Source organism: Oscillospiraceae bacterium MB24-C1 (genome assembly GCA_030913685.1).
Lineage (GTDB): Bacteria > Bacillota > Clostridia > Oscillospirales > Ruminococcaceae > Yanshouia.
In genome coordinates this window covers 2392136-2405755 of the sequence record CP133187.1, presented here as the reverse complement: position 1 = coordinate 2405755, position 13620 = coordinate 2392136, and the positions used below count along the sequence as shown (strand labels likewise).

Sequence of the window (13620 nt, the reverse complement as noted above, 5' to 3'; positions counted from 1 at the left end):
TTCTCCTATTCCCCCATAGGTAAACACCTATACACAAGATGCCCTAAAATCAATACGTCCCCTAATCTAAAAAGAATTCCCTGCAAATAAGCCGAGTTATCTCAATTTGCCGGTCAAGCAGTTTATTTACTTGTTTTTACGATAGGCATTCCCCTATAAATATCCGCTTTATAGGTTGTGATAAAATAAAAAACTGTGTTATAGTAACATAAACAGAAATCGGTCTTGCAAACCAAAAGGTAGGTGTTATGGCGTGTTTGTCAATCGAAATCCCGAATATTTTCTCACAGTGGCGCGGGAAAGGAATATCTCTCGCGCAGCCGAAAAGCTGTTTATCTCCCAGCCCTCACTGAGTCAGCACATTGCAAAACTAGAACAGATGCTAGGCACCAAATTGTTCGACCGCTCGCAAAATCCGCTGGAATTGACCCAGGGTGGGCAGATGTACCGAAGCTATTTGGAGAACAGCAATCATCTATACCAAAAGTTTCAGTCCGGGCTCGATAGCCTGCAATCCTCGCGCAACCAGACCGTAAACCTCGGGCTGGGAACATGGCGCGGGTCAATTTTGCTGCCGCAAATTCTCCCCCGCTTTCTTCAGGAACATCCGAACGCCCAGATAAATCTTCACGAATATCCGGTCAGTGAGCTTTATGCACTGCTACAAAACGGAAAGGCGGACTTTGCCGTCATGAACACCTCTGTGTCGGGCTCCCCCGAAGCTTTTGTCACCGAAACAATCAACTATGAACGCATATTGCTGGTCTTACACCGCGAGAATCCTGTGGCGCAGTCATTTATTAAGATGCGCGCTGCCGGCTTGCCGCTGGATTTAAAACTGCTTGAGCCCATGCGATTTATTTCGTTAAACCGAACGCTCACTGTGGGCCGCCATGTCAGCAACTTTTTAGAAAAGAATCTGCTCGTCTTTTCTGACCGGCTCAACACCACCAACAATCATACCGCGCTAAAGCTGGTCTCCGCCGACATGGGCTTTTGTTTTTTGGTGGAGACCGGCGTAAAGGATGCCTCCAACTACCCGGGCTTGGTTTTCTTCGATACCCGCTCCGCCGATCTTAATATCCCCTTGTCCTTTTGCTACAAAATAAACACTTATCTGGTGCCGCTTGCGCAGACTCTGATGAATACGATCCGGGCGTACTATCAGGATTGGAAAGCAAGCGACCTAATTCTCTAATAAGTATAAAAGACGCGCTGTAAATGCCTTAATTTGCATTTTACAGCGCGTTTTTTAGTTTGGCAGATATACTCGCATAAAGACGGTGATATGAAAAGAGGACAGCCGAACCATAAAACGGTGAGGTTGCCCACGCTTTCGAGAATAGTGAGATTCACTTGAGCAAGATTCATTTAGCTATATTAAGGTGTTCGATCAAAATCTCACTGCCGAATGTCAACCTATCTTCTAAAAAAATCCATACTCAGCTCATAAAAATCTTTTGGATTTGTAAGCATTGCAGGGTGTCCACCTGTATCAAACAAATGGATTTTTCCGTGTTTGAATTTTTTAACCATTCCGCCATAAACGTTTTCAAAGTAATTAGGAGATATGGTGGATATAAATTCATCTGCTTTGCTGCCGGTTAAGAGTATCTTCGCTTTTAGAAAATGTAAAGGCTTGTGAAAAAAAACGCCTATTTCTTTGCTGTGCCGAATAATGGCATCGGTATCGTTATCAACAACCTGTTCCCAATCAGAGCCATGCATACATGCATAAAACATTTTCGTGTTTTCATCTTGCTTAGAAAATTCTCTATCAGCCTTAGCATTTTCAATGAAAGATTTGAGTGGAGTTTCTCCTTCAAAACTATCTGCAATCACCTTGCTTACAAGTTCGGGCGCTTCTAATGCTACATTAATTGCAGCTAATGCGCCCCCACTACTCCCAATGATATTTACATTTGAATAATTCTTTTCGCGTAAAAATGCTATGACCTGTTCAGCTTCGTAAAACCACAAATCGACCGGAAATTTTTGCAATCTATCTGATTCTCCATGGCCTAAGAAATCGATTAAGACTACTTTGAACTCTGTTTTATATTCCTTTGCAACTTCAGAAAACATCTTTGAAGAAGCGGTATTGCCATGCAGAAGTAGCAACGGTGTACCTTCACCAGATTCGTTATAATATACTTTTTTGTTTTCAAAATAATAATAGCTCATGGTAAGGCCCTCCTAAATTATTATTTATAATTCATTAGCAAGGCTCTTAAAACCTTGCAGTTAGATCATCTTCATCTTCCCACCTCGTTTCAAATTTCAGTTTATACTTTTGTTAGCACACCACATGCAACGGTGATATTACCGCTTTTTGGTATACTGCGCCAATATCTCGCCCAGCGGCATTTCGTGCAATGCCCAGCGGCCTGTGACGAGGTTTTTCTCTTCCGGGATATAATCCGCCCAACACAGAGCGTTTGCAGCGTATAACAACGCGATGCCGCGGCGCACACCCTTTTTCGGCGCCGTTTCTGGGTGTGCCCCAAGGCGCTTGATCGCTCTAGAAAGCTCTTCATCCCGTCTGTACAAGCATGCTGGTAGGCGACCGGTTGCGTTTGTCGAAAGTCTGTCCCGCACCATCATATCCCGCAACACCTCACCGTCGACATGATTCAGCGAAGCACAATAATCTTTTAAAACCGCTGTGTAATCATCAAGCGCGATGCGCCAACCAACACCCGCTTTTTGGGAGGCGACGCCCAGACCGGTATAAAACTCAAACGGGGTCAGTCCGCTGGCTTTTAGCACATAATCCGCCGTTTGGCGAAACCGTCCACTGTTATAAACACGCTCTACAGCATCCTCGGTTCGGTGCAGCAGCGCAAAATCCTCGGCTGAGAGCCACGGGGTCGTCCGCACCTCATAGGGTGCGTTCTGGTCAAATTCACACGGATAATCTTGCGGCAGGCTGCGCATGGGGCTGCCGTACAATAATTTTAAAAAACCAAGCTGCAACATCTGCGCGCCAAGCGCATAGCCCGTGTTAAAGCTTTCCGCAAATACAACCAGATTCTCAAAGGGTAATCCGGCGATCAGGTCAATGTGAATATGCATATTGCCCATCGCCACAAGACGGCGAATATTGGCTTGTAAAATAGCCGTGTTTGTTTTGCGGTTTACCGCCTCTAGCGTTCTTTCACAAAACGACTGCATGCCAATTTCCAGCTGAACCGCGCCCGCGGGCATCTGCCCAAGGAGTGAAAAGGTCTCCTCTCGCAAAATGTCGCCTGCAATTTCAAAATGAAAGCAGATTCCCTGCGGGATTTCCTTTCCGTAATGTGCCAAAATGAACTGCAAAATTTTATTGGCATGACCAGCATTAGCGTTAAAGGTTCGGTCGACGAATTTTATGGTTTGCGTACCGCTGTTGGCAAGGCGCAATAAGTCCCCAAAAACGGCCTCCAATTCAAAAAAGCGCGGAACACCACACCGCCCCGATAGGCAAAACGCACAGGTGTACGGGCAACCACGGCTTGTTTCAAAGTAAGCGATGCGCCCCTGTACCGCTTCGGCATAGCCGGCTGTCAGCGGTGAGGGAACGGCTCCATGTAGCACACACGGCTCATTTTCATATATCGTGCCGTCGGCACGCCGCCCGCAAAGACCGGCAATCATCTGCTGCGCCGATTCGGACAAAATCACTGGCTCCCCCTGCGCAAAAACGGCTGCTAAAAATGCGGGCATGTTCTCTTCGCCTTCGCCCGCTAAAATATAATCGACCTGTGTATGGTTTTGCAGCACATTTTCAGCACGATAGCTTACTTCCGGCCCACCTAAAACAATCACCACATCTGGCAAAGCCTGTTTTAGCGCGGTGCATAGCGCCAGCGTGGTATTAACATTCCACAGATAGCACGAAAATCCAACAATACTAGGCGCAAGAGACACGATACGTTGCAGCACATCCTCGGGGGGCTGATTGATGGTCGCTTCCACAATATGCACGCGGCTATATAGATGTGGTGCAAACGCTTTAACACCTGCCGCCAAGCACCACGGCGCTGGCGACGCATGGACATATTTTGCATTTAAAACACTGAACACCACGGTACCTGTCATAGCCTTTCACCCTTTCTATATGATGCACGCTTTGAGTCGCAAGTTTGATTGCTCATTCGCTCTTTGCTGCGATGATATCCGCCTGAATACGGCGACGGGTATCATCAAATAGCAGCTCTTTGTTGTGGCGGAAATAAGCGTCACAGCCAAAGTGTTCCACATACCATGAGGTGTTGAACCCGGTCGTAATTTCGGTGACAAACATCACCAGTTCCTGGCTGTCGCCAAAGGTCTGCTCTAGATAGCGAAAAGCGTTGTCAAAATGTTTGCCCGCCGTTTCACTGGCGCTTTTCCGGGCATCCACTTCCTCTTGGAACCAAGCCCGTACCGCGTCCAGCGCACCACCGTCGGCGATATTTTCCGCTATCAGCCGCTCGCGGTAGCAGTTTAGGCGCTCAATCTCCTGCTGTGTCTGCCTGCGGGTTTCCTTGTCAAGCTGGCCCGCCTCGGCGACGCGCGCTATGTCCTGACGGCGGCGCTGCTCAACCCCTTCCAAAATTCTGACGGCGGACTCCCCTGCCGACAAATATTCTTTAAAGTTTAAAAGGTCGGCATAAAGCAATTGGGTCAACGCATCCTGTTCGCGGGTCTGCCCGGCCGACTCCGATAGGCGAGCAAGCAGCAGCCCCAAAACCGACAACTTTTCGTCAAAGGGCGCGGCCCGCAACTCCGATTCCGTAGCGGCATGCCACTTGCCCTCTATAATCTCATCGACATGATAGGTCTTTTGGTATTTATAATAAAGCTCTAAATATCCGGCAAAATCGCGGGCGATGCGGGGCAGCTGAATATATTGCCCCACGACCTCGCGGTCTAATTTTAAGTTCAGTTGCTCATAGACCAAAAGCAGTTCGCTCAAATCTTCCCAGCCGCGAGCGGTGGCAAATTCCATGCCGTCCACGCTGGTTTCAATTCGGTAAAAGTTCTCCTTTTTGATGTCCAGATAGGAGATGATGGCACCGTGCAGGTTGCACCGGTAGGCGTATTCCTTCCAAACCGAAAAATCTTCTTTGACATCGATGCGCTTCACGCGGTCGAGGGTCACTACATCAAAGTCCCGCACCGATTTGTTATACTCCGGCGGATTACCCGCCGCCACAATAATCCAGCCATCCGGCAGGCGCTGATTCCCGAAGGTCTTGTTTTGCAGAAACTGAAGCATCATGGGCGCCAGCGTCTCAGAAACACAGTTGATTTCATCGAGGAAAAGTATGCCCTCGCGAATGCCGGTCTTTTCCATGAGCGTGTAGACCGAGGCAAGAATCTCGCTCATAGTGTACTCGGTCACGGCGTATTCTTTGCCATCAAAGCTTCGCTTCTCAATAAAGGGTAGGCCGATGGCACTTTGGCGGGTGTGGTGGGTAATGGTGTAAGAGACCAGCCCCACGCCGGTCTCGGCAGCGATCTGCGCCATAATCTGGGTCTTGCCTATGCCGGGAGGGCCCATCAGCAGCACGGGGCGCTGGCGGTTGACAGGGATGAAATAATTGCCCTGTCCATCCTTCGCCAGATAAGCCCGAAGGGTATTGGTGATCTCCTGTTTTGCTTGCTTAATGTTCATGGTTTTCCTCCGTTAATCAGCTTATAAATACGGCGACTCCGACCAGATCAATCCCTCATCCTCCAGCGGGTCGGGTCGGGCTGCCTGCGCTAACTCCGATTCTGTTAGCGAAAGGCGAATGGCCCATGGCGGCACCTCCACCGGGATGAGCGGCGCCTCCATCATAATAAATGCCGTCTCATAGGGCGGTCGCTTTTTAGGGTAGATACCCATGCCGTCGGTAAAATAAATCAACCCACGCAGCCCCGGCAGCTCTCCGGTTGCCCGCAGCTGTTCCACATAAGCAAAAACGGGGCGAAAGTCAGTGGCGCTGCCCCCTGCCAGCTGAAAATTGTCCATATAGTCCGCCAGCTGCCCCAGGTCGCGGATGACGGTGTCGTTGCGCACCTGATCGTCGCACTGGATGATGCGGATGTTCACCTTGGTGGAAAAAGTCTCGGTGCTGCGCAAAATAGAATAGGTGGCGGCTAAAAACTGCAGCACCAGCGCACCCGAGGTTGAAAGAGACGTGTCCACTGCGATCACAAAGTCCTGAATGCGCTTTTCCTCCCGCGTTTCAGGTGGTTCGACCAACGGCATGTTGCCATAAAGCCGCAGCCCATAGCTGTAAAAGCCGTAGTCAAAGGCGTCCCCGTCCACCCCAATAACTTCCCGCGGCACCGCGAACCGGCGCAGGAAGTCTCGGTAATCTACACCCTCGCGGTTGGCGACTTTCACCTGCTCGTAGACCGCTTCGCCGCCGGTGGAGCGCTCGGACATCACCGTCTCAAGTCCCGTCTGGGTACGTTCAGACATGCTGCCCCATTTTTTATCCTGACGGTCGCTCTGTTCCTTTTGCTCACGGCTTTCAGGCGCCCACAGCCCGTGGTCGTCCTCAAAAAATTCCCGCCGCAACCGTGCAAGCTCCTGCGCCGGCAGTTGGCGGCGCAGCAGCACGTAATAGATGCCTTCTGCCGTCAACACCCGCATTTGGGTTCGCAACTCGCCATAAAGACCACGGCGCATCGGCGCGACAACCCCCTTGAGGCAGGGATAATTCTCCGCCAGCGCATCAAGAATACTCTCGACAGCGATGTCACAGGCCAAGTCCCACAGCACGCTGTCCTTTCCGCGCTTCTTTGCCAGATGGCGCATCATGCAGTGCAGCACGACATGTAGATAGGTCCGATTTACGCCTGTGAGTGCCCTCAGATAGCGCTCGGACAAATAGGTGCTGTTATAATGTAGCTGTTCACCGTCGGTGGCCAGCGTCGGCGTCATTTCATCGCCCGGAACAAATGTCAGCGCGCACAGCGCCAGATCGAGATAAGGCAGGTTTAGGTACAGCTCACTTTGCGCCACCCGCAAAATCTCTAGTCCAATTTCAGCCATCGTCTTTTGACCCGCCATCCGCTTGCTCCTCTCCAGCCCACAGGGCAACGCCCTCAACTTCTAATGTTATAGCTCAAAGGTCTTATTCGCTCCGGTAGAAAAACGCCGGTGCTGTTCTTCCAGCAAAAGCGCCAACCCCTCGGCTGCGCCCAATTTCCGGGCCGCATCACAGGCCTGTGTCAGCGTGTTGCGGTCAGCGTCAGACTGTGGCAAAAACCACGCAAGCCCGCGCATATCGCGCTGACCCAACAGCCACGTAATTACCACGCCCACATTACAGCGCAAAAATTCAAGATACCCTTCCTTGGCCTCCGGTGCCAGATCACGCGGAAAACGCATCCGGTACCAGGCCATGCGCAATGCGCAGTCCGGGTCATGTTCCGACGCCAAAAGAGCCGGCCACAGTCGGTCATAATCCTTTAAGATTAGCGCACGGTCTTTAAATATGCTGCGATAGGGATATCCGGGCCCTTGAACCCCATATATAAAATAGCGTGCCGAGATATTCTCCTGATAAGACTCATCATAGCCTGGGAAAACCAAACGAGCCGGCAAACCCTCTGGATATTCAATCGCGACATCCAGCTCGCGGGAAAATTCATTCGCAAAATTATAAACACTTTCCGCCCTCTCAGACACCGCTCGAATAAAAAAAGTGCTAAGCATCTGGCAGTTCATAAAGACGCTGACGCCCCAGTGATAGGTTTCTTCAGAAAAGCGCACCTCACGCAATTCAAAACAATTGTAAAAAGCATAGTCACCCACCCGACGCAGCGTTGTCGGAAGGGTAATGCGCTCCAGCTTTCGGTTGTCCATCTCCGCCCCGCCCAACCCACAGATGATACGTAGCTGTTGGCCTTGGGGCCGCTCTTCATTTGAAGTATCAAAGGCAAGGGGTCCGAGCGCGGTCACTGGCAACCCCTCCACCGTATCGGGCAACACGACATCTCTGTCGGAGGTCTCGACCCGTGTCAGTTCCGCACCGCCAAAAGCTGGCCGCCAGGTTATCAGCAGATTGTTGTGCCCCGCCGAAGTCTTCACGGCCCAGCCTCCTTTTTTAGTCATTAATTTTTAATTTTATCACATTCTCTCTCTTCTTCCTAGAGTCCCCGCCAATATTCCCTTCCCCTACATATACCCAAGTCAATTACAGCAATTTTTAATAGATCATTCGAAAATTTACCGCCCAGCGTTTAAATTTGCTATTAAATGTTAATTTTATATAGATGCACAAGTTTTAGTAAAAACTATTTATATTCTAGGTTGATTTTATCCTCTCAATAAGCAAATAACTATAATTGTTATAAAAATTCACGTTGTAATTTGTCGTGTTATGGCGCTTTTTATTGCTCATAAAAATTACGTAAATTTGACAACTGACAACTCCATAAGATATAATGAGTTGTCAGTAGCTATTTGAAAAGGTTCTTTTTTCACTTAAATATTCTTAGTTTTTAAGCTGTATATGATGATAAAACCTCTTTGTTTATTTGGATAGCTCAATACAAAACTACGACAGGAAAGGGTGTATGCTATGCTGGAATCGACCGAAAAAATTGTGGTTAACGGCCTTGTCAAAATTTTCTCCAGCAATCCTCACAAAGCGTTAAATCTTTTGAAACAGGGTAGGAGTAAAGCAGAAATATTAAAAGAAACCGGCCAGACAGTCGGAATTAATAACATCAGCTTTACAGTTAACAGCGGCGAAGTGTTTGTCGTCATGGGACTCTCCGGAAGCGGAAAGTCGACCATCCTGCGCTGCCTTAACCGCTTGATAGACCCAACAGCGGGATCTGTAGTGATTGATGGCGTTGATATTACCAAGCTCAAAGATGTAGAGCTGCGAAAGATGCGGCAGAAAAAGACAGCCATGGTTTTTCAGCAATTTGCGCTGCTACCGCATCGTACCGTATTGCAAAACACGGTTTACGGACTAGAAGTCCAAGGTGTGCCAAAAAAAGAAAGAGAGCAACACGCGCTCGATGCCTTGGCGCTCGTTGGCTTGAAGGGATGGGAAGACAAATATCCTTCACAACTGAGCGGCGGCATGAAACAGCGTGTTGGTTTGGCGCGTGCGCTTGCAAATGATGCCGACATCCTGCTCATGGACGAAGCGTTTAGCGCACTTGACCCGCTGATCAGAGAAGAAATGCAGGATGAGCTGCTCAGCCTACAGCAAAAAATGAACAAGACGATCGTTTTTATCACGCACGATCTTAACGAAGCGTTAAAGCTCGGCGACCGCATTGCATTTGTGCGCGACGGTACGCTGGTTCAGATTGGCACCCCGGAAGAAATTATCAAGAACCCCGCCGACGACTACGTGGCCAAATTTGTGCGCGGCGTCGATCGCAGCAAAATTCTGACGGCCGGAGACGTGATGAAAAAGCCCCATCCGGTCATTCCATTGCGTGACGGCCCCAGCGTTGCACTGCGCATCATGAAAGAATTTGGTATCTCGAGTGTTTTTGTTGTTGACAAAGAAAAGAAACACAAGGGAATTATCACCGTTGAGATGGCGCTTGCGGCGCGAGACGCTAAAGTCACCAGCCTGAGCGAAATTGAACTGGCCGTTGGGCCGGTCGTTGAGGAAGAGACCCCCATCAAGGATATGTTGGGCGTCATTGCCGAAAGCAAGCTGCCTCTGGCGGTTGTAAATGCGGAAAATAAGCTCAAGGGTATTATTGTCCGCGGTGCGGTTCTGGCCGCACTTGATTCTGAAAACAGGGGGGAAAACAATGCCTAAATTCCCATTAGCTGAAATAATCGATGCCGCCGTCAAATGGCTTCAGACAAATTTTGGGCAAGCATTGGATGCCTTCTCAAAACAGGCGGGCGACGGCATTAATACGATGAGAGACTATCTGATGATGGTGCCTTGGTGGATTATTGTTTTGTTTTTCGCTGCCATCGCATGGAAAGCCAGCGGCTGGAAGTTGTCGCTTGGGTCCATCCTCGGTCTCGCGTTCATCCATAACTTAGAGCTTTGGGACCCCTTTATAAACACCCTCATTTTGGTGATTATATCGGCACTTGTCTCGATGCTCATCGGCTTCCCTCTGGGCATCTTAGCGGGGCGTAAGCATAAGTTCCACCTCGTTATATCGCCGATACTAGACTTCATGCAAACAATGCCATCGTTTGTTTATCTCATTCCGGCTCTGCTCTTTTTTGGCATCGGCAAAATTCCCGCCGTGTTTGCAACGGTTATTTTTGCGATGCCGCCGATCATCCGTTTGACCGATCTGGGTATCAGACAGGTCCCGCAAGATCTGGTAGAAGTCGGCGAGGCCTTCGGTTCTACACCGATGCAGATGCTATGGAAAATTCAGTTGCCTGTTGCCATTCCTACAATTATGGCCGGCATCAACCAGACCATGATGCTCTCTCTGTCGATGGTGGTCATTTCGGCTATGATCGGCGCGGGCGGATTGGGCGCAGGCGTTTTAACCGCGATTGGCCAACTCAAGAACGGAATGGGCTTTGAATATGGCATTGGCGTTGTCATTATGGCCATTATTCTTGATAGAATCTCTCAGGGAGTCGGAAATTCACTACAAACTGAAAATAAAAAAAATTAAGAAAATGGAGGAAAAAGAAAGTATGGTAAAAGGTAAATTAACTTGGAAAAGCACTGTTTCGATTGTTTTGATTGTCAGTCTGGTGCTGGTGCTTTTCGGCGGATGCGCAAGTTCTAACAAGCCGGCCGACAATTCTTCGGCATCGGCCCCTGCTGAAACTAAAGGGACCATCGATATCGGCTATGTGAACTGGGCGGAATGCATCGCAGTCAGCAATCTGTGGAAAGTCATCCTTGAGGAGAAGGGCTATGAAGTAACCCTCACTCAGTTGGATGTTGCGCCGCTGTTCGTTGGCTTGAGCAAGGGCGACATCGATATCTTTATGGACGCATGGTTGCCGATCACCCATGCCACCTACTGGGCAGAATATAAGGATTCGCTTGAGGACTACGGTATCTGGTATCAGGAATCCGCAAAAATTGGCATAGTCGTCCCAAGCTATGTGACGATAAATTCTATCGAAGAGCTTGAGGGCGCAGCAGACCAGTTTAACGATCAGGTTATCGGCATCGACCCCGGCGCCGGTATCATGAAAGCGACCGAAGCCGCAAAAGAGGACTATGGCCTTGGCCTTGAAATCGTCCAGGGCAGTGAGCCTGCTATGATGGCGTCTTTGGAAAAAGCCTATGGCAAAAACGAGTGGATTGCGATTACCGGCTGGAGCCCCCATTGGATGTTCGCAAAATTTGATCTAAAATATCTCGAGGATCCCAAGGGCTCCTATGGCGAAGCGGAAGAAATCCATACGCTGGCCAACAAGGACTTTAGCGGTGAGCACGCGGAAGTTGCCACTATGCTCAAGAAGTTTAAAATGACTGACGCACAGATCGGCAGTCTTGAAGCCCTCATCAATGAAGGCATGGAGCCGACCGACGCGGCAGTAAAATGGATAGCCGACAACAAAGAGGTCGTCGACGCTTGGATCGCCTAAACCAATCAATTTATCAATTAATGAAAATGCGGTTTTAAAAAATCCCAAAAACACTTAAAGAACGTTCATACAGCAACGCACCGTTATCGGCTAACAACCGGCAACGGTGCGTTTTGCTTTTTGTCGCATAAAACTCTTTGTTAAGCGCATAATGGAAGTGAGTTATATCACTTTTAAAAGGAGATTTTTTTATGGGCGTTGTAACAAACAGTACAGACAAATACCAAAAGTGTATCGATGAGTGCAATCGATGTGCTCAGGCTTGCCGCGAATGCGCCACACTTTGCCTGAAAGAACCCGATGTAGCAGCAAGAAAAGACTGCATCAGCATGTTGATGGAATGCGCCGCAATCTGCCGCGAGGCATCCTGCTTTATGGCCATGGAGGCAAAGCATACGAAAGACCTATGCACATTGTGTGCCAGAGTCTGTGATGAATGTGCTTCCAGTTGCTCGATGTTCAAAGATGATCACTGCACCAAATGTGCGGAAGAGTGCAAAAAATGTGCCAGTGAGTGTCGGGCGATGTAATTTCTTGGCGGACGGCAAGTTCGCCATACATAATATTGCTACGCCTTATTTTGTGTGAATGACTCACTTCACTTTGAGAGAAACTATTCAAAGGGGTGATTTTTATATCTTTCGTAAGCCCTGAGATTCGGAATAATTTTGAATCCTTATCAATCGATCTAAAAAATGAAATCCTTTCAAGAAACGTATGCATCAATAACTTGGAGGATTTAATAGCGGTGCTGCAAACAATCACAACAGAAGGCTAAAAGCGGGGGACGGCGTGCCGTCCTCCGCTTTCCTATAATGCTTTCGAGTACTTATTTAGCATCCAGACAACCCATATTCTGAAGATAGCGCGCCCCAAAATGCTATTAGTTATTAATTGTGCTCTCCGTTACAGTGAGCGTGATAGGCGTGCTTGCTGCAATGTTATAGGTTGCAGTGTTACCGGTGGTCAAAAGCAGCTCTAGGCCGCCGCCAGAGGCGCTGATCGTATATAAGCCTGTTTGCTGCAATACGCCACCAATTTCCAGCATATAATAGCCGGCGGATGTTGCGTTTGTAAATGTCGTGACAGCAGCACCGTCGCCAGTGACAAAATCAGTTGCAAGCAAAACGACAGGGGTTGTATCGTCAATGGTTAAGTCTGTCGATGCTGTCGAGAAATACTGCACATCGGAGAGTGTGCTCTCAACAACAAGCTTAAACAGTCCAATCGCCATATACTTACCTTCTTTCTTAAAGTAAAAATGTCCGGGTTGTGTTGCTACAATAGTATATTATGCCAGGGGCTTCAATAGGTGAAATGCCAAGGCTCACCTATTTAGCTTTTTGCGCCTCAACCATAAAGTAGCTGATGCATCCCGTTCCGCCGTGCTCAGAGCGCGCCATTGAATCGATTATAAGATTAGTAAAGCCAGCGCTTTGCCACAACGCCGTAATGTCTTCATAAGAAAAAAAGTGTACAATGCCTTTGCCAGCTAAAACACCCGAGGTGATGTCTGTATAGGTGTTGGGCTCAATCAATTTTCCTGCGCCGTATCCGCTCGTCTCCGGCCGAAATAATCCCGTTGAAAAAAAACGTCCGCCAGGCTTTAATGTTCTGTAACACTCGCTCAAAATCTTTTTGACATTGTCGAGTGTGTTTGCACAGATCATAACCGAGTCGACCATCCCGTCAAAGAAATTATCCAGATACGGCAGGCATGTTGCATCACAGACCGCCAGCTCGGCAGTGACCGCTTCCTCTTCCATGCGTTGCCGAGCCTTTTGAATTGCCGTTTTTGAGCCGTCAAACCCATATACGTTAAATCCCTCTCGCGCCAAAAACCAGGTTACGGCACCTGTTCCGCACCCCGCGTCTAAAAGCTTGATGCTGCGCCGCTCTTTACCATAAAAGTTTCTCGCAATAAAGCGTACAACCTCTTCAGACGGGTATTTCCCCCACTCCTGATGCTGATGGATGTGTTCCCAATTTTGATCAAAACTTTCCAATATCTCATCAAATCCTTTTATCAAATAAAATGTGCTTCATATTGAGGAACATTTTATCTTATGTTTTTCGCCTGCTTTCGGCTACTGCCC

The 13620-nt window shown here is 48.7% G+C and carries 12 protein-coding genes; 5 read left to right on the top strand and 7 right to left on the bottom strand.

All coding sequences use genetic code 11. The annotated features are described in order from the left end of the window. Nucleotides 1–253 precede the first annotated feature (253 nt). The gene (locus RBH76_11445) at nucleotides 254–1198 is read left to right on the top strand and encodes a LysR family transcriptional regulator (protein ID WMJ83336.1); all 945 of its coding nucleotides are present in this window, start codon (nucleotides 254–256) and stop codon (nucleotides 1196–1198) included. 221 nt (nucleotides 1199–1419) lie between these two features. On the opposite strand, the gene RBH76_11440 is transcribed toward RBH76_11445, so the two are convergent. From RBH76_11440 to RBH76_11420, 5 genes are all read right to left on the bottom strand, one after another. Further along, nucleotides 1420–2184, bottom strand: coding sequence for an alpha/beta hydrolase (locus RBH76_11440; protein ID WMJ83335.1), 765 nt, complete (start codon nucleotides 2182–2184; stop codon nucleotides 1420–1422). 138 nt (nucleotides 2185–2322) lie between these two features. Next, a complete protein-coding gene (locus RBH76_11435) occupies nucleotides 2323–4080 on the bottom strand; it encodes a DUF4080 domain-containing protein (GenBank protein ID WMJ83334.1) in 1758 nt (585 codons plus the stop codon). A 52-nt stretch (nucleotides 4081–4132) separates the two neighbouring features. Next, nucleotides 4133–5641 (bottom strand): AAA family ATPase, encoded by a 1509-nt coding sequence (locus RBH76_11430; protein WMJ83333.1) that lies wholly within the window; start codon nucleotides 5639–5641, stop codon nucleotides 4133–4135. Between the two features lie 21 nt (nucleotides 5642–5662). Then, a complete protein-coding gene (locus tag RBH76_11425; protein ID WMJ83332.1) occupies nucleotides 5663–7030 on the bottom strand; it encodes a VWA-like domain-containing protein in 1368 nt (455 codons plus the stop codon). 48 nt (nucleotides 7031–7078) lie between these two features. Beyond that, the gene (locus RBH76_11420) at nucleotides 7079–8053 is read right to left on the bottom strand and encodes a leucine-rich repeat protein (protein ID WMJ83331.1); all 975 of its coding nucleotides are present in this window, start codon (nucleotides 8051–8053) and stop codon (nucleotides 7079–7081) included. 493 nt (nucleotides 8054–8546) lie between these two features. On the opposite strand from RBH76_11420, the gene RBH76_11415 reads away from it, so the two are divergent. The 4 genes from RBH76_11415 (at nucleotide 8547) to RBH76_11400 (ending at nucleotide 12054) form a co-directional block, all read left to right on the top strand. Next, entirely contained in the window at nucleotides 8547–9758 is a 1212-nt protein-coding gene (locus tag RBH76_11415) for a glycine betaine/L-proline ABC transporter ATP-binding protein (protein ID WMJ83330.1), read from the top strand. Next, complete coding sequence (locus RBH76_11410; protein ID WMJ83329.1) at nucleotides 9751–10593, top strand: proline/glycine betaine ABC transporter permease; 843 nt, start codon at nucleotides 9751–9753, stop codon at nucleotides 10591–10593. The genes RBH76_11415 and RBH76_11410 overlap by 8 nt, the downstream gene beginning before the upstream one ends. A 22-nt stretch (nucleotides 10594–10615) precedes the next feature. Continuing rightward, nucleotides 10616–11524: a glycine betaine ABC transporter substrate-binding protein gene (locus RBH76_11405; protein ID WMJ83328.1), complete on the top strand. Its 909-nt coding sequence runs from the start codon at nucleotides 10616–10618 to the stop codon at nucleotides 11522–11524. Between the two features lie 191 nt (nucleotides 11525–11715). Beyond that, nucleotides 11716–12054, top strand: coding sequence for a four-helix bundle copper-binding protein (locus RBH76_11400; protein ID WMJ83327.1), 339 nt, complete (start codon nucleotides 11716–11718; stop codon nucleotides 12052–12054). A gap of 353 nt (nucleotides 12055–12407) precedes the next feature. Here RBH76_11400 and RBH76_11395 read toward each other — a convergent pair whose 3' ends face one another. Both RBH76_11395 and RBH76_11390 read right to left on the bottom strand, forming a co-directional pair. After that, entirely contained in the window at nucleotides 12408–12758 is a 351-nt protein-coding gene (locus RBH76_11395) for a DUF4183 domain-containing protein (GenBank protein ID WMJ83326.1), read from the bottom strand. A gap of 97 nt (nucleotides 12759–12855) precedes the next feature. Then, complete coding sequence (locus RBH76_11390; protein ID WMJ83325.1) at nucleotides 12856–13530, bottom strand: class I SAM-dependent methyltransferase; 675 nt, start codon at nucleotides 13528–13530, stop codon at nucleotides 12856–12858. Nucleotides 13531–13620 lie beyond the last annotated feature (90 nt).